This is a genomic window from Microbulbifer magnicolonia (genome assembly GCF_035117725.1).
GTDB lineage: Bacteria > Pseudomonadota > Gammaproteobacteria > Pseudomonadales > Cellvibrionaceae > Microbulbifer > Microbulbifer magnicolonia.
This window is the reverse complement of the sequence record NZ_JAYEFD010000002.1, coordinates 869,116-893,087: the sequence shown is the minus strand read 5'-3', so window position 1 is coordinate 893,087 and position 23,972 is coordinate 869,116. Positions and strand designations below refer to the sequence as shown.

Here is a 23,972-nt window from a genome sequence, read left to right as displayed (position 1 = left end):
TGCGGGACACGCCGTGAATCCATCCCTGGAGGCTTGTCTGCGAGATCCCTCTCGCAGACAGTCCCGCAAGGCGCTACCGGCATCAGGACCTTCGCATCGCGCTCTGCATTTCGTTCGACGGGCTCGTCCTTTGGTTTGATTCTCGCTGCGGCGATACTTTCCGCCTGTAGCGGCGGCAGCGGCCAGGACACCGAGGAACAGCCCAACACCAACCCCGGTAGCGGCGGCGCCAGCTATTCCGGTCCGGCGCCGGAGACCGAGGATGTGCAGCAGTACAAACGCTATATCTGGGACAACCTGGCGGCGGAGAACCGCTGCGGCGGCTGCCATGTGGAGAACAACCAGAGCCCGCAGTTCGTGCGCGGCGACGATATCAATATCGCCTACGACGCCGGCCGCGAACTGGTCAATCTGTCGCAGCCGGCAGAGTCGCGTCTGGTGACCAAGGTGGGCGGCGGCCACAACTGCTGGCTTTCCAGCGCCGACGCCTGTGCGGAAATCATCACCAACTATATCGAGGAGTGGGCCAGAGCCAGCGGCAGCCTGGCAAACACCATCACCCTGACCGCGCCGGTGGAGCGCACCGTGGGTGCGAGCAAGAGCTTCCCCGCCGCCAGCGGCAGCTTCGGCAGCACCGTCTATCCGCTGCTGAGCACTTACTGCGCCGGCTGCCACAGCGAGGACGCCGGCACCGCGCAGCAGCCCTATTTCGCCAGCGCCAATGTGGACCAGGCCTACGAGGCGGCCAAGGCCAGGATGAACCTGGACAACCCGGCCGACTCGCGATTCTCCGTGCGGCTCGGCAGTGAGTTCCACAACTGCTGGGACGACTGTGCGGAGAACGAAGACGAGATGACCGCGGCCATCCAGGCTTTCGCCGACAGCATCCCACTGACCGAAGTCGATCCCAACTGGGTAATCAGCAAGGCGCTGCTGCTGACCGACGGCATTGTCGCCAGCAGCGGCGGCCGCGTGGAGAACAACGCGATCGCGCTGTACGAGTTCAAAACCGGCAGCGGCACCACGGCCTTCGACACCTCCGGTGTCAACCCGGCCATCGACCTGACCCTGTCCGGCGACGTCGAGTGGCTCGGCTCATGGGGCATTCAACTGAAAGGCGGCAAGGCCCAGGGCGCGACGGCCACCAGCCGCAAGCTGCACGAGACACTGACCGCCACCGGCGAGTACACCATCGAGGCCTGGGTGGCGCCGGCGAATGTCTCCCAGGAGGGGCCGGCGCGTATCGTCAGCTACTCCGGTGGCAACGACATCCGCAACTTCACCCTCGGCCAGGCGATGTACAACTACACGTTCCAGAACCGCAGTGACAGCACCGACGCCGACGGCATGCCGGCACTGATCACCGACGATATGGCCGAGCGCGCCCAGGCCACACTGCAGCATGTCGTGGCCACCTACGACCCGATCGGCGGGCGCAAGCTGTACGTCAACGGCGAATTCACCGGCGACGCCGACCCGGCAGCGGCGGAACTGCTCAGCACCTGGGACGATACCTTCGCGCTGGTGCTCGGCAGCGAAGTGTCCAACGACAATAAATGGGAGGGCTCGGTGCGCCTGCTGGCGATCCACTCCCGCGCCCTGTCCGCCGAGGATATCGCCACCAACTACGAAGTCGGCGTCGGCGAGAAATACCTGCTGCTGTTCAAGGTGGAAGAGCAGACCAACGTGCCGCAGAGCTACGTGATGTTCACCGTGCAGCAGTTCGACAACTACGGCTACCTGTTCAGCGAGCCCACCTTCGTCAGTCTCGACGGCAGTGCAGCCCCGACTGGCATCGCCATCGAGGGCATGCGCATCGGCATCAACGGCCGCGAGGCGGAAGTGGGCCAGGCCTGGGCGAACCTGTCCGCGACCATCGACGGCAGCTATGTGCCCGGCGAGGGCCAGCCGCTCTCCAGGCTCGGCACCATCATCACCCTGGACAAGGGCCCCGAGTACGACGAATTCTTCCTGACCTTCGAGCGACTCGGCAGCGAGACCTACACCCGCGTCGAGCCGGTGCCGGCCGTACCCGCCGATCCGGCCGACCTGGAGCCGCAGCCGCGAATCGGCCTGCGCCGCTTCGAGCAGATACACGCGGCGCTGTCCCGCGCCACCGGTATCTCCAGCGCCCATCCGGACATCGTCGACACCTGGGAGAAGGTCAAGCGCCAGCTGCCGGTGGAGAGCGATATCCTGGGTTTCCTCGCCGCGCAGCAGATGGGCATAACCCAGCTGGCGGTGAAGTACTGCAGCACCCTGGTGGATTCACCAGCGCGCGGCAGCTACTTCCCCGGCTTCGATTTCGGTGCACCGATTGCCGACGCGTTTAACAGCCCGGCCAAGCGTGCGCAGGTAGTAGATCCGCTGATCAAGAACCTGCTCGGCCACGAGATGACCTGGCACGACAGCAGCGTCTCGCAGCTGGCCGTGGCGCCGGATCTGGCGGCAGTGGAGACGGAGCTGAACGATCTGATCGACACCATGGAAAACTGCAGCGGCAGCGCCTGTAACGGCCGCACCGCGACCACGGTCAAGGCGGTGTGCGCGGCGGCGATGGGCAGTGCGATGATTCTGATTCACTGAAGACTAGAGAGACCGATCGCGGCCATGGGCGGATGGCCGCCCCGCCGCTCCTACAAATTGTGCGCCCACCTCCTGTAGGAGCGGCCGTTGGCCGCGATCGATATCGAAAAGAACACCGGGCGCCGATGCGCAGGGCCTGATGCCGGGGGCCGTCCGGGAAAGGCGCCTGCGGCTGATGAACAGACCGATGAGGCTTTTTCCCGGACGGCCACCGGCAGCAGGGCCGCCCGACTACCGAAATAATTGCACCGCGGATTAGCAGAATCCGGACAGAAACTATGAGCAAGAAAAAACACTTCGACCTAGACCAGCCGCTGCGCCACCCGGACCACCACCGCCCGGTAACGAGGCGCGACTTCCTCGGCCAGGGCTTCCGCGCCGGCCTGGCCACGGTGCTCGGCGGATCCATGTTCAGCCTGTTCGCCAACCCGCGCATGGCCCACGCGGCGCTGTCCTCCGACCTGGAAGCGCTGCGCGGCCCCTGCGGCATCAGCGCCGCCGGCGGCGCCGGCAAGATTCCGTTTATCTGCTTCGACCTGGCCGGCGGCGCCAACATCGCCGGTTCCAATGTGCTGGTGGGCAAGCAGGGCGGCCAGCTGGATTTCCTCAGCACCGCCGGTTACGGCAAGCAGGGCCTGCCCGGTGACATGGTGCCGTCGCTGACCGACGCCGCCGGCAGCCCCTTTATCAACACCGACCTGGGCCTCGCCTTCCACAGTGACAGCGGCATGCTGCGCGGCATTCTCGACAAGATCGGCGCCGGCACCGCCTCCGCCATCAACGGCGCGGTGATCCCGGCCCGCTCGGAAAACGATACCGGCAACAACCCGCACAACCCCATGTACGGCATCAACCGCGCCGGCGCCAACGGCGAACTGCTGGCGCTGATCGGCTCCAGCTCCAGCGAGTCCGGGGGCAATTCCATGGCGCCCATGGCGATGATCAATCCGGAAGTGCGCCCCACCAAGGTGGACAGACCCACGGACGTCACCGGCCTGGTCGACGTCGGCGACCTGGTGGGACTGCTGAGCCAACAGGACACGGTTGCGGTAATGGAATCCATGTACCGCATCTCCGATGCCAAGCTGGGCAAAGTAAATACCCGGGTCACCGCCGACGCGGTGATCAAGGATATGATGCGCTGCGGCTATATGAAGAGTGCCGACCTGGCGGATCGCTTCGGCAATCCCGCCGACCTGGACCCGGTGGTGGACCCGGATATCGTCGGTCCCGCCGGCATCTTCACCAGTGCCGAATTCAACAACGACCGCGAATTCCAGAAGACCGCCTCGGTGATGAAACTGGTGGTCAACGGCTACGCCGGTGCCGGCACCGTCACCATGGGCGGCTACGACTACCACACCGGTGACCGCGCCACCGGCGAGATCCGTGACCTGCGCGCCGGCCGCTGTATCGGTGCCTGCCTGGAGTACGCCGCGCGCCGCAACCAGCCGCTGATGATCTACGTGTTCAGCGACGGCTCGGTTTTTTCCAATGGCATGATCGACGACTCGGTAGAGGGGCGCGGCAAGGGTGTCTGGACCGGCGACAACCAGCAGACGGCGGCCTCCTTCTTCCTCGTCTACAACCCGGCCGGACGTCCGCAATTGCTCGGCGGCACGATAGACGAACAGGCGCGGCACCAGCAGCTGGGCTATATGCGCCCGTCCGGCGATGTGGAAACCGCATCCAGCCCGGCGGCGAACAATGTTAACCTGCTGGTAGAAACCATCGTCCTGAATTACATGGCCCTGCACGGCGATCAGGGCAATTTTGCCAGCCTGTTCCCCAATCACGGCCTCGGCAATGCCAGCCTGATGGACAGCATGACCGCCTTTGCACCGATTATCTGATGTTTAAGACCCTGTTCCGTAGGGTGCGCCACGCGCACCAATCGATACCTATGAGCGTTCTCGGTGCGCAGGGCGCACCCTACGTGTTTCTATCGCTGCTGTTTGCTTCCTCCGCCAGCGCCGAATGGCACTACGAACAGCAGGCCATTATGGGCACCGAAGTAACGGTGCAGCTGTGGCACGAAGACGACAAACAAGCCGAGCAGCTGATCGGCCAGGTGATGGCGGAATTCCGCCGCCTGGACGACCAGCTGTCGCCCTACAAGGAAGACAGTGAACTGTCGCGGGTCAACCGCGAAGCCGCCAAGGGTCCGATAAAGCTCTCGGGAGAACTGGCGGCGCTGATCGACAAGTCCCTCTGGTACAGCCAGTTGACCGACGGCGCCTTCGATATCAGCTACGCCACGCTCGGCAAGCACTACGATTTCCGCAAGCACGAACAGGCTGACGAAGCGCTCACCGCATCGCTGCTGGAAGCATTGAACTACCGCCACCTCGAGTTCGACAAGCGCGCGCAGACCCTGCGCTTCGGCCACGAAATGACCAAGATCGACCTGGGCGGTATCGCCAAGGGTTATGCGGTGGACAGGGCCGTGGCGATACTGGAGGACGCCGGTGTCTGCTGCGCCAGTGTCAGCGCCGGCGGCGATGCGCGCATGCTGGGAGACAAGCGCGGCCAGCCTTGGCTGGTGGGTATCCGCCACCCGCGGGACAAAAGTAAGAGCGCTGCGGTGATTCCACTGACCGATACAGCCATCTCCACCTCCGGCGATTACGAGCGCTTTTTTATCGACGACCACAACGCGCGGGTGCACCATATTTTCAACCCGGCGACCGGCAAGCCGGCGGACACCGCGGCGGGAGACAGCGACAAACTGATCAGTGTCAGCATTATCGGCCCGCGCGGTTTCGATACGGATCCGCTGTCAACCAGTGTGTTTGTGCTGGGGAAAGAAAAGGGCCTGGCGTTGATTGACCGGCTGCCCGGCTTCGAGGCAGTGGTGATCGACAGCAATAAACGGCTCTACTTCAGTCGCGGCCTAAACAATCCACAAACTGACCTGTCGAAGTAACGTTGCGCTCATCATAAAAATTGCCAACCGGATCACAACAGTTACATGATCCCCTGAGATAATTCACGATAATCGGCATCTCCAGTGCTGAAGCTAATTGAAAGGCCGCCCCATGCGACGCTGTATCCGATCCCTGATTCTTTCACTCGCCCTTTTTTCGGGCACAGTTGCATGTGTTGTCGCTGGCGCGCCGGCTCTGGCCGAAAGCGAGGCCTTTCCCGCAGACAAACTGGAAGCCCTGAAGCGCGACGTTCTGAAACTGAACCGCGACCTGCTGATCCTGGAAGAGGATCTGCTGTACCCGGCACAGAGCCAGGTGGCGTTCTATGTATCCATGGACGTAGGCGAATACTTCACGCTGGACGCCGTCAAGCTGCATATCGACAACAAGCTCACCGCCAGCCACCTGTACACGGAACACCAGCGCGATGCGCTGATCCGCGGCGGCATACAGCCGCTGTTCAAGGGCAACCTCAAATCCGGCAACTACACCGTCTCCGCCTTCTTTACCGGTTTCGGTCCCGCGGGCCGCGAGTACAAGCGCGCGGCCACGCTGGAGCTGGAAAAAACTGACGAGCCGGCGGTGGTAGAACTGCGCATCTCCGACTCATCGGGCAAGCAGCAGCCGGAATTCGAACTGGTTGAGTGGCCGGCGCCCTGATCCGCGATGCTGTACCGCAACTTTCCCCGGACCTTTCCCCGCGCATTCTCCCTGACGGCAGCCCTGCTGGTTGCCGCGCCCACGCTCGCCGCTGACGAACCCGAAAAAGATGCGCCGCAGAAGTACCGCCAGGCACAGGATATGTCTTACGGTGCTGCGCTCTACGACTATTTCCAGGGCAATTACTTCGACTCCCTGAGCACACTGCTGGTGGCCGAGCAGCGCGGCGCAATCCAGACCCACCGCGACAATGCCGCCCTGATCGAGGGCGGCATCAGCCTCGGCTTCGGCCTGCACCAGCGTGCGGCGGAACTGTTTGAGCAGCAGCTGCAGCAGAGTGACGGCAACAGCGAAGTCCGGGCCAGGCACCGCAAAATTGCCTGGCTCAAACTGGCGGAGCTGAACTACCTGCAGGGCAACTGGCCGCTGGCCGAGGCACAGCTGCAGAAGTCCGGTGCCGCGCAGGAGTCCGCTCTGGACCTCAACCTGGCATTGCGTACCGGAGATTATTCGGCGGCGGTGACACTGCTCCAAGTGGAGGCACTGCCGCTCGAGCAGCGGGTGCTGGGCTATATCAACCTGGCCGCGGCGGTAGCGCGGGAGGGAGAACTGCCCGCGGCTGTATTGCACTACCGCAAAGCGGCCGACCTGGCGGCCGGGCAGGAAGACTCGTCAGTAGAGCTGCAGGTGCTCGCCGACAAGGCCCATATCGGTGCGGGTTACGTCTACACCCTGCAGCAGCGCTATACCGAGGCGATGGACGAATTCCGCCGGGTGCGCCTGCACACGCCATGGGCCAGCAGGGCCCTGCTGGGGCTCGGCTGGTCGGCCATCAACAGCGGCGACCACCAGTCAGCGGTAAACGCCTTGCAGTTCCTGGTGAACACCGATAGCGATTCGGCCGCCGCGCGCGAGGCGATGGTGGCGCTGCCCTACAGCTACGAAAAACTGCAGCGCCCGGGCGCTGCACTGGCCGCCTACCGCCGCGCCGAGGGGCACTATCACTCGGTCCTGATCCAGCTGGAACTGCTGCAGAAGGATATCGAGGCAGTGGAGTTTTCCCCCGCAGGTGACGCCACTGCGCAGCGCTATGGCTGGCTGCAGCTGGCAGAAGCGCCACAGCTGATGCACGACAACCAGCGCTACCTGCAGCCGATACTGCAGAGCGACAACTTCCAGCTGCGCCTCTCCGAACTGCGCGACCTGCGCCAGCTGGCGCAGGTCATAGAAAATTGGCAACAGAAACTGCCACAGCTGGCGCAGCTGATCGACGAGCGCAGGCTGCGCCGCAAGTCGATAGTGGAGAATTACCAGAGCGCCCAGTTCGACCAGCAGGTGGAGATCGCCGCGCAGCAGTACCGCGAACTGGAGGAATCCCTGGCGCGCATCCAACGGGAGCGCGACGCCCTGGCCCTGCTGGCCGCCGGCGCCGAGGAGGGTGAGAGCGCAGAAATGCTGTCGCTGCTGAAGCGCGCAGAAGGTCGCTACCAAATACTGGAAGACCTCGGCCAGGCGCGGGCATCGCAGCAGAAGACCCTGCAGCGCGCCCGCGGCCTGCTGCTGTGGCAGGCGAGCGAGCAGTACCACGACAAACTGTGGCAGCAGCGCGAGCAGCTGCAAGCGCTCGACGAGCAATTGAAGGACGCCGAGCGCCAGCGCCGCGAAACCGATCTCGTCGCCCTGCGCGCGCCGCAGCTGAACCAGCTGCGCGCTGAACTTACCGCGGCCGCGCCGGAACTTGCCGCACAGCAGAGCGCCATTTTCGGGGCCAGTAATCTTATCGAGGAATCCATTCGCAGGGATGTGATCGCCGAGCTGGGCCGCGAGCGCGACCAGGTCCGCCAGTATGTGGCACACAGCCGCCTGGCCATTGCGCGCCTGCAGGATGCGGCCATGCAAGGCGCCGTGGCGCCGGCGCAGAACCCGGCGGCGGGAACCCCGGACACAGAAAGCGCCGCCACTGAGAGTTCGGCCGCTCAGAATTCGGCCATAGAAAGTACCGAGGAGCGCACCGCCAATCGGACAGCCAGCGAAGGTACGGGCGGTGTCCATGAATAAGTTGATCCGCCGGCAGAATCTGGCCGGCAAAAAGGCGCTGGCACTGGCGATCTGCTGCATCGCCGCCTCCTGCAGCAACAATTCCCCCCAGACGCTGGCAGACCTGCCGACGGCGTCGCTGCCTCCGGAGTCCGCCGGCCCCGCGATCGAGGCGCCCAGGCCGGATATCGCCGCGCTGCAGCAGAGCTATCAGCAGGCGCTGGCGAGCAACGAGGATCCGCGAACCCGCCGGCAGATACGCCTGCGCCTGGCCGACCTGGAAATGGAGCGGCTGGAACAGCAGCAGGCGGACAGCCCGGATGTGGCCGTCTCCTATTCCAGCGCCGTGCGCCAGTATGAGAGCCTCGCCGGGGAGACGCCGGGCGACGACTATATTCTCTATCGGTTGGCGCGCGCGCGCGCGCTGGACGGCCGGCCGCAGGAGGCGTTGCAGGCACTCGAAGGCATTGCCGCATCCGCACCCGAATCGCCGTTTATCACCGAAGTGCTGTTCCGCCGCGGCGAGGCGGCCTTCAACCGCAAGGACTATACGACGGCGGCGCGTGATTTCCGCGCACTGTTGCAGCAGGGCGACAGTCCCTTTGCCGACAACGCGCGCTATATGCTCGCCTGGTCCGAGTTCAAGCTGGCCAGCTACCGCAACTCGATCCAGACCTTCCTGCAGCTGCTGGACCAGCTGCACCAGCGGGCGCCCTTCGAGGCACTGCCCCAGGGACAGAAGCGCCTGGCCGACGACAGCCTGCGCGGCCTGGCCCTGGGTTTCAGCTACCAGGGCGGTGCGGCGGTTATCGAATCGTTTAATGCGGAGGGTGAAGTCCGCCCTTACCAGCACCACCTGTACCGCGCCCTCGGCGACTGGTACCGGGAAAAGGAGCGCTTCCGGGACAGCGCCGATACCTACCTGACTTACGTCAAGCACTATCCGCAAAGCGTGGAAGCGCCCGCTCTGCACCTGAGTGCAATCGAAACACTGCAAAGCGCCGGCCTGCACGGCGAGGTGCTGCCGGCCAAGCGCGAATTCGTGCAGCGCTACGGCATCCGCAGCCAGTACTGGCAGCTGGCGGACGCGGCGCAGCGGCAAAAGCTCGGCGGCTGGTTGCGCCCCTGGCTGGCGGAGCTGGCCAAGTACGACCACGCCCGCGCCCACGCACTGGCGGCACAGTCTGAAAAGATTTCGACGAAAGAAGTCCGTAGTAAACGGCAGCTCGAAGCGGATTCCCGCAGCGCCTACCTGGCCGCGGCGGAACTCTACCGCCAGTACGCGGACACCTTTCCCGAGGATCCGAGCACACCGCCGCTGGTGTTCCTGATGGCGGAGTGTCTGGAACAGGCCGGCGACTACGCCGGCGCCTGGCACGCCTACAGTCAGGTGGCCTGGGAATACGGCGACAAAAACCACGGCGCCGAAGCCGCCTACGCGGCCGTGCTCACCTCGGCGCAGATGTACAAACAACTGGCCGACAGCGAAGACACAGAGCAGCAAGCCCTGTGGCAGGAGCGCAATATCGCCTCCAGCCTGAAATTTGCCGACGCCTGGCCCGGGGACAAGCGGGCGCTGCCGGCCTTGCTGAGCGCCGCCGACAAGCTGCTGCAACAGTCCCGCTACCCGGAAGCGGTTATCGCGGCAGAGCGCGCCGAAAAATGGCAACCGCCGCCCAGCCGCAGTCAGCAGCTGAACATCGCCATGATCCTCGGCCACAGCCAGTTCGAACTGCAGAATTACACCCTGGCAGAGCAGGCCTATGCCCGCGCGATCGCGCTGGCCGGCACCGATAGCGCTGCTCGCCCGGATATTTCAAAAGTCGCGCAACAGCGACTGCAGGCGGCCATCTACCGTCAGGCGGAACTGGCGCTGGCCCAGGGCCCGAGCGAAGAGGGCCTGCAGCATCTGCTGCGCATCCGCGACAGCGGCCGCACCGAGATCGCCGCCACCGCCCAGTACGATGCCATCAACTATCTGGTCGAACTGCAGCAGTGGCAGAAAGCCAGCGCCGAGCTGGCGGATTTCCGCCGCTATTATCCTGCCCACAAGCTGACGCCGACGCTGGCCGCCAAGGCGGTGGTCATCTTCCGCGCGCTGGAAATGCCCGGCGCCGCCGCCGGTGAACTGCTGCAGCTGTCCCTGAGCGACCCGGACAGCGAAGTGCGCCGCCAGTCGCTGTACATGGCCGCGGAGAGCTTCCAGCAGGCGGGCGACCACAATCAGGCCATCGATGCCTATCGCCGCTACAGCGAACAGTGGCAGCAACCGGCGGAGCAGCGCCTCGAGGCCCAGTACCAGCTGGTGCAGCTGTTTGCGGAAACCGAGCAGCAGCGCGAGCGCAACCGCTGGCTGCAGCAGCTGGCCGGAAACGCCGTGGCCGCGCCGCGCGGCCGCTATCTCGCCGCCTATTCCCAGAGCGAGCTGGCAGAGCAGAGCTACCGGTCGTTTGCGAGCCTGCCACTGCGGCTGCCGCTCAAGCAAAGCCTGGCCACCAAGAAACGCGCGCTGGACGCCACCGTGGCCGATTACCGCAAGGTGCTGAACTTCAATATTGCCGAATTCACCACCCAGGCGAATTTCCGCCTGGCGGAAGTCTACCGCCAGCTCAGCCGCGACCTGATGGAATCCCAGCGACCGAAGAACCTGAATGCGCTGGAGCTGGAACAGTACGAGATTCTGCTGGAAGAACAGGCCTACCCGTTCGAGGAGAAGGCGATCGAACTGCACGAGGCGAATATTCTGCGCACCAGCGACGGCATCTACGACAAGTGGGTCAGGCACAGCTTCGATTCCCTCGGCAAACTGCTGCCGGCACGCTACCTGAAACAGGAGAAGACCCTGGCGTGGAGCGAGGCACTGCACTGACATGATTGCGGAAAAAATGACAAACCGGGGCATTAAATATTTGCTGCTGACCGCGACGGTGGCACTCCTCAGCGCCTGCGCCGCTACCGGCGGACCGCAGCAACCCGCAGAAGGCGATGAAGGCGAGCGCGTGCTGACTGCCAATCCCTACCTGGCGCAGGCGGACGAGGCGCCGGCTGCGGCCCGCGCGGGAATGGAAATTGCAAAACAGGCCTTTGATGCCGGCGATCTCGCCACCGCTGAGGCGGAGTTAAAGAAACTGACAGAATCCTGGCCCAAACTGTCGGGCCCCTGGTTCAATCTTGGCATCGTTCAGCAACGGACTGGCAATACCGAAGCTGCGGAGCAGAGCCTGCGCCAGGCAATTATTGTCAACGACAGCAATGTGTTCGCCTGGAATCAGCTGGCGGCCCTGCTGCGCGATGCCGGTCGCTTTGACGAGGCACTGCAGTGTTATAAAGAGGCGCTGGCGCGCTGGCCGGACTATGGCGATGCGCACCGCAACCTGGGCATACTGTTCGACCTCTACCTGCACCAGCCGGAGAAGGCATTGCAACACTACCGCGCTGCGCAGGAAGTGGGCGGGGAACCGGACAAGCAGCTGGCCGGATGGATCGTCGACCTGGAGCGCAGACTGTGATGAAAAAAATTTTCCCGCTGCTGGCGGCCCTGTGCGTCGCCGCCCCCGCAGGGGCGGAAGAGGTTATCACCCTGGAGTCCACGGTGATCGGCAGCCAGGAACAGCCCAAGGTGCTGTATATCATTCCGTGGAAGCAGGCAGACAGCCTGCAGCGGCTGGACAGCGTGCTGCCGCAGACGGTCGGCGATGTGTTCAGGCACCAGGAATATTCGGAACTGCAGCGGGAAATCAAATTGCTGCAAAATGATCAGGAAAAACAATAGCAACTTTTTAAGCGATTCTGCTGAAGGGTGCGACGCACCTTACGGCACAACCCATTTAAGAGCACAATTATCTTTTCTGCGGAGATTGCATTATGGAATTCACCCAGGCGCTGCTGCGTTTCTTTCAAAACGGCGGTCCTTTCATGTACCCGATCGCGCTGGTACTGGTCATAGGCCTGGCGATGGTCGTTGAGCGCTGGATCTTCCTGTCCCGCGCCAAGAGCGCCAACCGCCGCGCCTACCAGCAGGTGCTGCCGATGTTGCAGAAACGCAACTACCAGGGCGTGCTGCAACTGGCCCGCGAAAACAAGGCGGCCATGGGCCGCATCGCCGCCGCCGGTATAGGCACACTGCAGTATGCCAAGCGCGACGAGAATATCGCCCTGGCGATCGAGGAGGGCATCCTCGAGGCGGTACCGCGCCTGGAGAAGCGCACCAGCTACCTGGCCACCCTGGCGAATATCGCCACCCTGCTGGGCCTGCTCGGCACCATCATGGGCCTGATCGCCGCCTTTACCGCGGTCGCCAGCGCCGACCCGTCCGAGAAGGCGACCATGCTGTCCACCAGTATTTCCGTGGCGATGAACACCACCGCCTTCGGCCTGATCTCGGCGATTCCGCTGCTGCTCTTCTACTCCATGCTGCAGAACAAGACCAACGAGATCATCGACAGCCTGCAGATGGCCGGGGTCAAGTACCTGAACCTGCTGACCATGGGCCGCGCACAGATGGCGGAACAGAAAGCAACTAAAGGCTGAGCCATGCTCAAACTGAATATTCGCCGGCGCACGCACCAGGAGGGCGAGCTGGACATCACCTCGTTTATGAGCCTGATGACCATTCTGGTGCCGGTGCTGCTGCTCAATATGGTGTTCTCGCAAATCTCGGTGCTGAAGCTGAACCTGCCCGGGCTCAGCGATGCCAGCGCTGCCAGCCAGGAGGAGAACCGCCAGCTGGAGATGGTGCTGCGCGAGGCCCATATCGATATCAACTACCCGGCCGGTATGCGTGTGAAGCGCATTCCCCATGTGGAAGGCGAAGCGGATTTCGCCACAGTGTCGATCGTGCTGCAGGAAGTGAAGCGGCAGCTGGGGGAGAAATCCATCGACAAGAATGACCTGGTGATCCTGTCGGAACAGGGCACGCCCTACAAGACACTGGTCACCGCGATGGACACGGCGCGCAGCTACCGCGCGGTGGTGGCCGCCTCGGTGGTGGATGCGGAACTCTTCCCGCAGATTTCCCTCGGCGACGCACCCCGGGAACAGAAGCTGCAGACGGCAGCGGGGCAATAGTATGAATCTGAACGTAGCCGCCAAGCTGCAACAAAGGAAGCAGCGGCAGCAGAAGCAGCAGTCGAAACTCAACCTGGTTTCGCTGATGGATATTTTCACCATCCTGGTATTTTTCCTGCTGGTGAATTCCTCGGACGTGGAAGTACTGCAGACCGACAAGACCATCAAGCTGCCGGAATCCACTTCACAGCAGAAGCCGGAAGTGACCACCGTGGTGCGCGTCAACAACGCACAGCTGTTTGTCGGTGACCGCTTGATTGCGCAGGTCGCAGAGATCGATTCCGAGGCGGAAAATATCGGCGCGCTGCTGCAGGAGCTCAAATACCGCGCCGACCGCGCCGGCGAACTGCCCGCGGACAAAAAGGCCCAGGGGCATCCCGTGACCATCATGGGCGACGAGCAGGTGCCCTACCAGCTGCTGAAGCAGATAATGCAGACCTGCGCCGCCGCTGACTTCCGCGATATGTCCTTCGCCGTCAGCCAGACAGCGCCGGGCGATGTTTCGGTGACCGGGCAGGGGGCCGACAGCTGATATGGCGAATACTGTCTATGCGCCCTGGCAGCTCCAGGAAACAATTCTGCCCTGGTCCGCCTCCGTCGAAGAGGATCAGCGCTTTGCCCGCTTCCTGCGCCACGGCCTGATTGCCTTTGCGGTTCTCGGTATCGCGGTGGCGCTGATTCCGGTGCCGGAACTGACCCGCGAACAGGCGGAGCGGATTCCGCCACAGCTGGCCAAGGTGATTCTGGAAAAGAAAGAGCTGCCCAAGCCGGAACCCAAACCCAAGCCGAAGCCGGTGGAGAAGAAGAAGCCGGAGAAAAAACCGGAGGAAAAGAAAGCGGAGCCGATTAAGCCGGAGCCCAAGCCCGCGGTCAAGGAAAAGCCACCGGCGGCCAAGGTTGAACTGGCGCGGGAGAAGGCCGCCAACAGCGGTTTGCTGCAGATGCAGGACGACCTGCTGGCGATGCGCGAGAGCATCGACGTGGCCGAGGTCAGCACCGGCCAGCTGGCGGCGGGCGCGGCAACCGCCAGCAAGATCGACCGCAGCCTGATCAGCGACAGGTCCAGGACCGCCAGCGGCGGCGTAAACACCGGCCAGCTGAGCCGCGATACCGGCGGTGTCGCACTGGCCGCGCGGGAGACCACCCGCGTCGAGAGCACCCAGGCCAGCGGTGTCGCGCGCGAAGTGGCCAAGCAGGTACAGCGGGAGAAAACGGCGCGCGCCGAGGACGCCATCCGCAGCGTGATGGAGGCCAACAAGGGCGCCATCTATGCAATCTACAACCGCGCCCTGCGCAACGACCCGACCCTCCAGGGCAAGGTCACGGTGCAGCTGGTGATCGAGGCGAACGGCGCGGTGTCGGGCATCAAGCTGGTCGGCAGCGAGCTGGCCAGCCCGGATCTGGAGCGCAAACTACTGGCGCGGATCCGCCTGATCAATTTCGGCGCGGCCAACGTGGATAAGACCACGCTGAATTACTCCATCGACTTCCTGCCGTCCTGATCGGCACCGTTTTTTGCAGGAACGGCGGGGTGGCCATCCGCCCCGCCGCTCCTGCAAAACATGCCCGCACTCTTGCTTCAGTTAAGGTCCACCGCGTACTGGCGCAGCAGTGCCAGCGGGGCAATTTCCAGCGCCTTTATATGGGTGCGCTGCAGGTAGACCCGCGGCGCGCTGCCTTGCTGCTGCGCCTCCAGCCAGCGGGCCGCACACAGGCACCAGCGATCGCCGGCCTGCAGGCCGGGAAAACCGTACTCCTCGGCCGGCGTGCTCAGGTCGTTGCCGCGGCTGCGGGAGAATGCCAGAAATTCCGCCGTGACCTCGACGCAAACAGTATGCGAGCCAGCGTCCTGTTCGCTGGTATTGCAGCAGCCGTCGCGGAAGAAACCGGTCATCGGCTCGGTACCGCAGGCCAGCAAAGGATCGCCGAATACATTTAACGAAGCTTCCATCTGCATTTTCCGCTCACTCCCGCTTTTCACCTTGTAACAATTCCAGATCCACCAACTGCCAGCGCAGACCGCGGCGCGCCAATATCAGGCGCAGGTCCGCCTGGCCGCGCTCGCCATAATCGGCCACCACCCGGTCGATACCCGCGAAACGCCAGCGCAACCGCTGCCAGCCCGAATCCCCACTGGTCTCCGGCTCCCGCAACTCGGTGGCCGCCGGCGCGCCCTGTTGCCGGTACAACTCGCGCTCGAATTCGCGCAGGTTCCTGCCGCCGCGCAACAAGTCGGCGATGCCCGCGGGTGTGACCAGCTGCTGCAGCAGCGGCCCGATAAACAGGCTGGCGCCGGCGCTGATCAGTTCGTCAAATTCCGCCGGCAGGGCATCGCCCATGGATTCGCGCAGCCGCTGCTGCAGGCGCAGCTTCAAATTGTCACGCAATACGGGAAAGTCGACGTAGTGCTGTAGCGTCTCGACGCCCTGCCGGCGCACGCTCTGCTGTTCGGCACTCGCGTCCTGCGCCGCCTGTTCCAGCTGCTCGAGGGAGTATCCCGGCAGCGCGACATAACCCGCAACCAGCAGCGTCAGTGACAACAGGGCGATCCACAGCAATTTCTTCATCGGTCCGGCTTCCTGATTCTTTCGCCCTGATTCTTTCGCCCGCATTTTATCGCCTGGCCTTAACATCGCCTAATCCGGCTGCGCTCCCCTTTGGCGCGGGATTGTCCATCGGCGACTGCTGTGCGATATTGCTCCCTTATGGCTCTGTACCGACAAAAAATGGAACTGCGAAAGGACATCAGACGATGAGCGATATTTACAAGGCCCCGGAAGCGCAACTGACCACCGGCGAGGAGAGCGGCAGCTACGGCTCGCTGGAAAGGGGCATGGCCGGAGACTACGCCATTTCCATTGGCGAGATTTTCAGCGAGGCCTGGCGCCGCACCAAGGGCAACAAGGGCACCATCTGGCTGGCGCTGATTCTGTATGTCATCGCCTTCGTAATCGTCAGTTTCGTGGCCGGTATGATCACCGGTTACTCCGCCTTCGATATCGAGCAGCAGGCGAGTGTCTCCTTCGGCTCGATGATTTCCTACCAGGTACTGGTGAACCTGGTCGCCGCACCGCTGACTGCCGGCATGATGATGATCGGCATCAAGATCGCGCGCGACGAAAAGACCTCCGCTACCGAGGTCTTTGCCCACTTCGACAAGCTGCTGCCGCTGGTGGTGGCCAACATCATCTTGTCCATCCTGGTGACCGTCGGCATGTTCCTGCTGGTCTTGCCGGGCATCTACCTGGCGGTCGCCTATATGCTGACCTTGCCGCTGATCGTGGACCAGAACCTGGGCCCCTGGCGGGCGCTGGAGACTTCGCGCAAGGCAATCACCAAGCACTGGTTCGCGTTCTTCGGTTTCCTGATCGTGGCCATACTGCTGTACCTGGCCGGCGCCCTGCCGCTGTTGATCGGTCTGATCTGGGTGCTGCCGCTGCTGGCGATTGCCTTCGGCATTGTGTATCGCAATATTTTCGGCGGCCCCGAGCAGGCCTGATTCACCCTGCCCTGACTTGATGGGAGCGGTGGTTTGCTGGACACCACCTATAACGTCGAGACTCCGGAGGGGATCGATCTGCGCGCACAGGCCGCCGGGCCAGTGCCGCGCATTCTCGCCTACGGCGTCGATGTTTTTTACCGCACGCTGATACTCACCGGGCTCGGCATCGCACTGGCGTTTGCCGACCGCGCGGGTATGGGTCTCTGGCTGCTGTGCTCCTTCCTGCTCGAGTGGTTCTACCCCGTCTATTTCGAGGTGCTGCGCGGCGGCCAGACGCCGGGCAAGAAAGCCTTCGGCCTGATGGTGGTCAACGACAATCTCACCCCCATTTCCTGGGGCGCGTCGCTGCTGCGCAACCTGCTGCGCTTCGCCGATTTCCTGCCGTTCGCCTATGCCGCCGGCGTCATCTGCATGACCCTCGGCCGCAACTTCCAGCGCCTCGGCGACCTGGCCGCGGGCACGCTGGTCGTCTACCAGCAGCCGCAGAGAAGCCACACTTCCCTGCCCGAGGTCTCCCCACTGGCGCCGCCCCGCGGCCTGCAACTGCAGGACCAGCAGGCGCTGGTCAGCCTGACTGAGCGCCACGCCGAACTGAGCGAGGCGCGCCAGTGCGAACTGGCCGATCTGCTCGAGCCGATCACCGGCAAAAGGGGCAGGGCGGGGCTCGATTATCTGCGCGCCGTCGGCAGCTGGCTACTCGGAGGCCAAGGGGCGGGCAAATGAAGCAGATCGACTTCGAAAACCGCTATCGCGATAGCTGGGAGCGGCTGGAACAATGGCTGAAAGCCGGCGGCGGTGCCGATGAGTCCGCGGCGCTGGACCTGCCCGCGCGCTACCGCGTCCTGTGCCAGCAGCTGGCGGTGGCGAAGGAGCGCCAGTACACCAACCAGCTGATCGACCGCCTTAACCAGCTGGTGATGGCCGCGCACCACCGCGTCTACCGGCAGCAGACGCTGCGCCGCAACACCTGGCTCTGGTATCTGCTGGCCGGTTTTCCCCGCGCGGTGCGCGCGCAGATCCGCACCGTGTGGCTCGCCACCGCGCTGTTTGCGCTGCCGGCGCTGGTGCTCGGTATCGGCAGCTACCAGAATGATGCGCTGATCTACGCGGTGCTGTCGCCGGAGCAGGTGCTGCAGTTCGAATCCATGTACGATCCCGGCAACCGGGTGCTGGGCCGCGAGCGCGGCTCCGACTCGGACCTCCTGATGTTCGGCTTCTATATCACGAACAATATCGGCATCGCCTTCCGCACCTTCGCCGGCGGCGTGCTCTTCGGCCTGGGGACGGTCTTTTTCCTGGTCTTCAACGGTGTCTATCTGGGTGCGGTTTTCGGCCATATCACCCGCGTCGGTTTCGTGTCGACTTTCTACCCGTTTGTGATCGGCCACGGCGCCTTCGAGCTGACCGCAATCGTGCTGGCCGGTGCCGCCGGGCTGCACCTGGGCCGGTCGCTGGTGGACCCGGGCCACCAGCGCCGCCAGGTGGCGCTGCGCCGCGCCAGTGTCGAGGCGATGAAGATCATGTACGGCACTTTTTTGATGCTGGTGATCGCCGCCTTCCTCGAGGCCTTCTGGTCTTCCAGCACGGAAATCGCCATCGGTGTGAAACTGGCGGTTGGCGCGCTGCTGTGGCTGCTGGTGTTCGCCTACTTCGCCCTGGCCGGACGCGGAGCGGCGCACCTCGAACAAGCGGCGCACCTCGAACAAGTGCCGCACCTTGAACAAGCGGCGCACTCGGGAAGCGGGGTGCGGCGTGGAGCTTAATCGACTGGCCGTGCGCGCGCGGCTGCGCTCGCCGTGGGAATCCATCGACCTGGGCATCGCCCTGGCGCGGCGGCACTGGTGGCCGCTGTTTCTGGTCTGGCTGCTGCCGGCGGCGCTGCTGTTCGGCGCATGCTACTGGCTGTTGCCGGATTCCCCCGGCCTGTCGATATTACTGGTCTGGTGGCTGAAGCCGGTGTTCGACCGGTTGCCGCTGTTGATCGCCAGCCGCGCGCTGTTCGGCGAGCCGGTGTCCGCGGGGGCCGCGCTGAAGCAGTTCTTCGCCCAGAACCGCCGCGACTGGTTTGCCTGGATCACCTGGCGCCGCCTCAGCGCGACCCGCGCCTTCGATATGCCGGTCACCGTGCTGGAGCAGAGCAGTGGTGCCGCCCGCGCCGCGCGTATCGGCGTACTGCACCGCAAACACGCCGGTGCCGCCACCTGGCTGACACTGACCAGTTTTCATGTGGAGACTTTCCTGCTGATCGCACTGCTGGTGCTCGTCTACCTGTTTGTGCCCGAGCAGGTACAGATCGACTGGCTGCCGCTGCTCGGCAGCGATGTGCTGTGGCTCGAGTGGGGCATCAACGCGCTCTCTCTGCTGGTGATGGCCGCGGTGGCCCCCTTCTATATCGTCAGCGGCTTCTGTCTCTATATCGGCCGCCGTATCGAGCTGGAGGCCTGGGATCTCGAGATCCAGTTCCGCAACCTGCGCGACAGACACAGGCGCGAGCAGCAGCGCAGTGCAAGACAGCGCGCGCGGGCGCCGGCCACGGCGCAACTGATGCTGCTGTGCGCACTGCTCGGCATCATGGCCGCCCCGCCGCAACAGGCCCGCGCACAGGCGGTGGACACGCCGCAGCAGGCGCGCGAGACCATCGACGAAGTCCTCGCCGGCGAGGATTTTCATCGAGTCGAGGAGGTCAGCGGCTGGCGCCTGAAGGAGATCGACTGGAAACAGAGCGCGTTTCCCGAGTGGCTGATCGCCTTCCTCGAGTGGCTGGAAAGCCGCCCGGCCGACAGCGACGACGAGTCGGAGTGGGGGCCCTTTATCGGCATGCTGATCGAAGTGTTGCTGTGGCTCGCCGCCGCCGGGCTGCTGGTTTACCTGCTATGGCGCTACCGCGTGCCGCTCCGCCAGAGCCTGCAGTGGCGCACAAAGCCAGCGCCGCGGAGAGCCGCACCGGAAACCCTGTTCGGCCTCGACGTGCGCCAGTCCAGCCTGCCGGCAGATGTCTGCGCCGAGGTGCTGCGCCTGTGGCGAGGCGGCGACCAGCGCGCCAGCCTGGGCCTGCTGTACCGGGCCACCCTGGCGCACCTGATCGAGACCTACCAGTTCGAGTTCGGCGACCAGCTGACCGAGAGCGAGTGCGCACAGCTGGTGCAGTTGCGCCAGCGTCGGTCCGAACAAGCGCCGCGGCCTTCCGAACAAGCACTGCAGCCATCTAAAAATTCGCCGCAGCTTTCGGGAGAAGTACTGCGGCCGCCTGGCGATGAACCGCGGCCGGTCAGCGCCGCGCTCAGTGGTTTCGTGCAGCAGCTGACGGCCTGCTGGCAGCAGCTGGCCTACGCTCACCGCGTGCCGGAAACCCTGCGCGTAGAAGCCCTGTGCGATCAGTGGCGGGAGGCGTTCGGCCATGACGATTAAGCGCCTGCTGCTCGGCCTGTTACTGCTGCTGGTCGCGGCCCTGGCGGCCCTGTTCTTCGCATTCTTCGAGCGCTATACGGAAGAGGTGGACCGCGGCTGGGGCGCGGAGGCCTGGCGCAATCCCTACCTGGCCGCGGAACAGTTCCTCACCAGGGCGGGCGTACAAGCCCGCCGCGCGGACAATATCGCCGTGCTGGCGGAACTGGCGCCCGACGACACCCTGTTCCTCGCCAGCTCCAGCCAGGTGTACAACCCGCAGCGGGCGCGGGAACTGCTCGACTGGGTCGAACGCGGTGGCCACGCGATCGTGGTCGCCCACACGGCGGGCTACGAGGAGCGGGACTGGCTGCTGGAACAGCTGCAGGTCACGCTCGCGGAGGGCCGCGAAGATTACATTTTCGAGCACCCGTTCCAGCAGCTGCTCGGCGACGATGGCGCAGAGTACCGCGGCAAGAGTGCCAGCGAGATACTGCGCGAGCACAACCGCAGGCTGCGCGAGGGCGACAGCGGCGCGGGCACAGAGGAAGACGCGCCGGCGGAGGAAGCCAAACCGCCGCGCAACCCGGATGTGGACCCGCAGGACCTGATCACCCTCGCCAGCGACGACGGCGGCTCCTATCAATTGCACTTCGATGCCAGCTATCTGCTGCAGCACCCGGCCCTCGGTGGCGGAGAAGAGACCGTGAAATCCGGCGCCGAACCGGTGTTCTGGGCCAGGATCTGGCGCGACGACGCCGGCGTGCCCTTTATGCAGTTCGAGCGCGGCGAGGGGCTGATCACGCTGCTGGCCGACGGCGGAATCTGGCGTTCGCGGCGTATCGGGCATTTCGATCACGCCTATTTCCTCGCGCTGCTGGCCGCCGATGGCGAGTTCGTGTTCCTGACCCAGCCGCGCTTCGCCTCCCTGTTCGAGCTGGCGCGCCGCTACGCAAGAGAGTTTTTCCTCGCCGGCAGCCTGGCCCTGCTGGCCTGGTTGCTGCTGCGCGCGCGCCGCTTCGGCCCGCTGGCGCCGGCACCGCAACCGGCGCGGCGCTCGCTGCTGGAACATATCGCCGCCTGCGGTCACTACTACTGGCGCGCGGACAGGTGCGAACGGCTCCTCCACTCACAGCGCAGCGCCATGCTGCGGCGCCTGGGCGGCGAGCACGCCAGCAAGGCGACCCGGCGCCAACTTTGTATCGAGCTCGGCAATGCCACCGGGCTGAGCGAATCCAACATCGCCGCCTGCCTGTGGGGCGACCTGCCCCGCAGCGAAGAGGCGTTCACCGCGCACATGCGCAACCTGCAGCAGATCGAGGCAGCCCTATGAGCGACACGACTTTTCCGGCGGACCTACAACGAGACGAGGCCGCCATTTCTGCAACAGACTGGAAGGCGGCATCCGCGCAACTGGCGCTGTTGCGCAATGCGATCAACCGGCTGCTGATCGGCCAGGAGCAGGTGGTCGACCAGGTGCTGATCGCGCTGCTGGCGTCCGGCCACGTGCTCTTGGAGGGCGTGCCCGGTCTCGGCAAAACCCTGCTGGTGCGCGCCCTGGCCAACTGCTTCGGCGGCAGCTTCCGCCGCATCCAGTTCACCCCGGACCTGATGCCGGCGGACGTCACCGGCCACGCGATCTACCACATGGGTGAGAGCCGTTTCGAGGTGCGCCGCGGCCCGGTATTCACCAACCTGCTGCTGGCGGACGAGATCAACCGCGCACCGGCCAAGACCCAGGCCGCGCTTTTGGAGGTGATGCAGGAGAAGCAGGTCACCATCGACGGCGAGGCGCTGCCGACGCCGCGGCCGTTTATGGTGCTGGCCACCCAGAACCCGATCGAGCAGGAGGGTACCTACCCGCTGCCGGAGGCCGAGCTGGACCGCTTCCTGCTCAAGGTACTGATCGACTTTCCCAGCCTCGAGGCGGAACTGAAACTCGCCGCGGCGGCCAGCAGCGGCCGCATAGAGAGACAACTCGAACAGGCACCGCCGGGGCAGATGACGGTGGAACAGCTGCAGCAACTGCAGGCGCTGCTGCCACAGATAGCGCTGGACCAGCAGGTGCTGGACTACGCCGTGCGCCTGGTGCGCGCCACCCGCGAATCCGCGCAACTGCGCCGCGCCGCCGGCCCCCGCGCCAGCATCGGCCTGCTGCAGGCGGCGCGCGCGCTGGCGCTGCTGGCCGGGCGGGAATTCGTGCTGCCGGACGATGTCAAGGCGATGGCGATTCCGGTGATGCGGCATCGCGTCGGCCTGTCGCCGGATATGGAGATCGACGGCGAGACGCCGGACTCGGTGCTGGCGCAGATCATCGATACCGTCGAGGCGCCGCGGCTGTGACCCCCAGCCCTGAGGCAGCGGCAAACAGCCCCGCCGCCGCCCGGGACGGCGACGCGCCCGCGCCGGCACAGGTGGGCCGCACCGGTCCCGGCCCGCGCCTGGTGCGGCTGCTGGGCTTCTGGTGCCTGGCGGCGCTGGCGGTCAGCGCCGCGCGTATCTGGCAGCCGCAGGGCGCCGCCGCGCTGGAGAATCTCTGGTGGCTCGCCGGCGCGCTGCTGTGCGCTGCGGCGCTGCTGGATTTCCTCACCGGGCGCAGTGTCGCGGGCCTCGAGGCGGAGCGGCGACTGCCGGGCAACCTGGCGCTGGGCGTGGCGAACCGGGCACAGCTGACATTGCGCAACAGCGGGCCGCGGCCACTGCTGCTGACCGCGTGCGACCGGGTGCCGGCTGAACTCACCGCCTCTGACCTGCCGCGCCGCGCGCGGCTGGACCCCGGGCAGGAAGTCGCCATCGACTATCCATTGGTGCCTCACCGGCGCGGGCGCGCGGATTTCGGCCGTATCGAGGTGCTGGTGGATTCCCCCTGGCGCCTGTGGCAGTGCAGAGTGCTGCTCGGCCGGCCGCAGTCGGTCAAGGTGTACCCGAACTTTCTCGGCATCTCCTCACTGCAGTCACTGTCCACCGAACAGAGCCTGCGCTTCCTCGGCCTGCACCAGCAGCAGCGCCGCGGCGAGGGCATGGACTTCCGCCAGCTGCGCGAGTACCGGGAGGGGGACAGCCAGCGCCAGGTGGACTGGCGGGCCAGCGCGCGGCTGCGCAAGCTGATCAGCCGCGAGTACCAGGACGAGCGCGATCAGGAGATCGTCTATATGCTCGACTGCGGCCGCCGCATGCGCGCCAAGGACGGGGAGCTGAGCCACTTCGACCACGCGCTGAATGCGCTGCTGCTGTCCGCCTATGTGGCGATCAAGCAGGGCGACGCCGTGGGCCTGCACGCCTTCGCCACCGACGGCGACAGCACCGGCGGCCGGCTGCCGCCGGTCAAGGGCGAGGGCGGCATCAACCTGCTGCTGAACTGCGTCTATGAACTGCACTCGGGTACCGCCAATGCGGATTTCAGCGGCGCCGCCCAGCAGCTGCTGGCGACGCATCCGCGCCGCGCACTGGTGATCCTGGTCACCAATCTGCGCGACGAGGACAGCGACGAACTGCTGGCGGCGGTGCAGCTGTTGTCGCGCCGCCACCTGGTGATGGTGGCCAGCCTGCGCGAAACCGCGGTGGACCGGCTGCTGCAGCGCGAGGTGCAGCACTTCGGCGATGCGATCGAGGCCGCCGCCGCGCGGGATTTTTTGCGGCGCCGCGCGCGCCTGTTGCAGCAATTGCGCGCCCGCCATGTGCTGGTCGTGGATTCGGCGCCGGAACAGCTGCATATGGCCCTGGTGGAGCGCTACTGGCAGCTGAAGCGCAGCGGCAGAATCTGATCGGCGTCATGTGGGCAAAAGGCCGACCGGCGTATAATGCCACCA

General features: G+C 64.9%; 21 protein-coding genes. 19 read left to right on the top strand and 2 right to left on the bottom strand.

Annotated elements, in window-relative coordinates; all coding sequences use genetic code 11:
• The first annotated feature begins 135 nt into the window (after positions 1-135).
• From RRF64_RS13245 to RRF64_RS13190, 12 genes are all read left to right on the top strand, one after another.
• The gene (locus RRF64_RS13245; RefSeq protein ID WP_323846366.1) at positions 136-2,586 is read left to right on the top strand and encodes a LamG domain-containing protein; all 2,451 of its coding nucleotides are present in this window, start codon (positions 136-138) and stop codon (positions 2,584-2,586) included.
• Between the two features lie 278 nt (positions 2,587-2,864).
• A complete protein-coding gene (locus tag RRF64_RS13240; protein ID WP_323846365.1) occupies positions 2,865-4,439 on the top strand; it encodes a hypothetical protein in 1,575 nt (524 codons plus the stop codon).
• A gap of 50 nt (positions 4,440-4,489) precedes the next feature.
• Positions 4,490-5,512 carry an FAD:protein FMN transferase gene (locus RRF64_RS13235; protein ID WP_323846364.1) on the top strand — a complete coding sequence of 341 codons (1,023 nt, stop codon included), beginning with the start codon at positions 4,490-4,492 and terminating at the stop codon, positions 5,510-5,512.
• 112 nt (positions 5,513-5,624) lie between these two features.
• Positions 5,625-6,173 (top strand): AraC family transcriptional regulator, encoded by a 549-nt coding sequence (locus RRF64_RS13230; protein ID WP_323846363.1) that lies wholly within the window; start codon positions 5,625-5,627, stop codon positions 6,171-6,173.
• A gap of 6 nt (positions 6,174-6,179) precedes the next feature.
• Positions 6,180-8,231, top strand: a complete 2,052-nt coding sequence (locus RRF64_RS13225; RefSeq protein ID WP_323846362.1) for a hypothetical protein — start codon at positions 6,180-6,182, stop codon at positions 8,229-8,231.
• A complete protein-coding gene (locus RRF64_RS13220) occupies positions 8,224-11,079 on the top strand; it encodes a tetratricopeptide repeat protein (RefSeq protein ID WP_323846361.1) in 2,856 nt (951 codons plus the stop codon). Before RRF64_RS13225 ends, RRF64_RS13220 begins: the two co-directional genes overlap by 8 nt.
• Positions 11,080-11,095: 16 nt before the next feature.
• Positions 11,096-11,719 (top strand): tetratricopeptide repeat protein, encoded by a 624-nt coding sequence (locus tag RRF64_RS13215; protein WP_323846360.1) that lies wholly within the window; start codon positions 11,096-11,098, stop codon positions 11,717-11,719.
• The gene (locus tag RRF64_RS13210; protein ID WP_323846359.1) at positions 11,719-11,982 is read left to right on the top strand and encodes a hypothetical protein; all 264 of its coding nucleotides are present in this window, start codon (positions 11,719-11,721) and stop codon (positions 11,980-11,982) included. The genes RRF64_RS13215 and RRF64_RS13210 overlap by 1 nt, the downstream gene beginning before the upstream one ends.
• A 92-nt stretch (positions 11,983-12,074) precedes the next feature.
• The gene (locus RRF64_RS13205; protein ID WP_323846358.1) at positions 12,075-12,740 is read left to right on the top strand and encodes a MotA/TolQ/ExbB proton channel family protein; all 666 of its coding nucleotides are present in this window, start codon (positions 12,075-12,077) and stop codon (positions 12,738-12,740) included.
• A 12-nt stretch (positions 12,741-12,752) separates the two neighbouring features.
• Positions 12,753-13,277, top strand: a complete 525-nt coding sequence (locus tag RRF64_RS13200) for an ExbD/TolR family protein (protein WP_323846700.1) — start codon at positions 12,753-12,755, stop codon at positions 13,275-13,277.
• A 1-nt stretch (position 13,278) separates the two neighbouring features.
• Positions 13,279-13,809: an ExbD/TolR family protein gene (locus tag RRF64_RS13195; RefSeq protein ID WP_323846357.1), complete on the top strand. Its 531-nt coding sequence runs from the start codon at positions 13,279-13,281 to the stop codon at positions 13,807-13,809.
• Position 13,810: 1 nt separating this feature from the next.
• Complete coding sequence (locus RRF64_RS13190) at positions 13,811-14,779, top strand: AgmX/PglI C-terminal domain-containing protein (RefSeq protein WP_323846356.1); 969 nt, start codon at positions 13,811-13,813, stop codon at positions 14,777-14,779.
• 77 nt (positions 14,780-14,856) lie between these two features.
• Here RRF64_RS13190 and RRF64_RS13185 read toward each other — a convergent pair whose 3' ends face one another.
• Positions 14,857-15,228, bottom strand: a complete 372-nt coding sequence (locus RRF64_RS13185; protein WP_479691297.1) for a DUF2237 family protein — start codon at positions 15,226-15,228, stop codon at positions 14,857-14,859.
• Between the two features lie 13 nt (positions 15,229-15,241).
• Entirely contained in the window at positions 15,242-15,844 is a 603-nt protein-coding gene (locus RRF64_RS13180) for a DUF2939 domain-containing protein (protein ID WP_323846354.1), read from the bottom strand.
• A 185-nt stretch (positions 15,845-16,029) separates the two neighbouring features.
• Here RRF64_RS13180 and RRF64_RS13175 point away from each other — a divergent pair, with 185 nt between their 5' ends.
• Genes RRF64_RS13175 through RRF64_RS13145 form a run of 7 tightly spaced genes read left to right on the top strand, consistent with a single transcriptional unit; the run spans position 16,030 to position 23,927 of the window.
• Positions 16,030-16,776 carry a DUF2189 domain-containing protein gene (locus RRF64_RS13175; protein WP_323846353.1) on the top strand — a complete coding sequence of 249 codons (747 nt, stop codon included), beginning with the start codon at positions 16,030-16,032 and terminating at the stop codon, positions 16,774-16,776.
• A gap of 33 nt (positions 16,777-16,809) precedes the next feature.
• Complete coding sequence (locus RRF64_RS13170; protein WP_323846352.1) at positions 16,810-17,502, top strand: RDD family protein; 693 nt, start codon at positions 16,810-16,812, stop codon at positions 17,500-17,502.
• A complete protein-coding gene (locus tag RRF64_RS13165; protein ID WP_323846351.1) occupies positions 17,499-18,542 on the top strand; it encodes a stage II sporulation protein M in 1,044 nt (347 codons plus the stop codon). The genes RRF64_RS13170 and RRF64_RS13165 overlap by 4 nt, the downstream gene beginning before the upstream one ends.
• Positions 18,532-20,187: a hypothetical protein gene (locus RRF64_RS13160; RefSeq protein ID WP_323846350.1), complete on the top strand. Its 1,656-nt coding sequence runs from the start codon at positions 18,532-18,534 to the stop codon at positions 20,185-20,187. The genes RRF64_RS13165 and RRF64_RS13160 overlap by 11 nt, the downstream gene beginning before the upstream one ends.
• On the top strand, positions 20,177-21,496 hold the full coding sequence (locus RRF64_RS13155) for a DUF4350 domain-containing protein (RefSeq protein WP_323846349.1): 1,320 nt from the start codon (positions 20,177-20,179) through the stop codon (positions 21,494-21,496). Before RRF64_RS13160 ends, RRF64_RS13155 begins: the two co-directional genes overlap by 11 nt.
• Complete coding sequence (locus RRF64_RS13150) at positions 21,493-22,506, top strand: AAA family ATPase (RefSeq protein ID WP_323846348.1); 1,014 nt, start codon at positions 21,493-21,495, stop codon at positions 22,504-22,506. Before RRF64_RS13155 ends, RRF64_RS13150 begins: the two co-directional genes overlap by 4 nt.
• Entirely contained in the window at positions 22,503-23,927 is a 1,425-nt protein-coding gene (locus RRF64_RS13145) for a DUF58 domain-containing protein (protein WP_323846347.1), read from the top strand. The genes RRF64_RS13150 and RRF64_RS13145 overlap by 4 nt, the downstream gene beginning before the upstream one ends.
• Positions 23,928-23,972 lie beyond the last annotated feature (45 nt).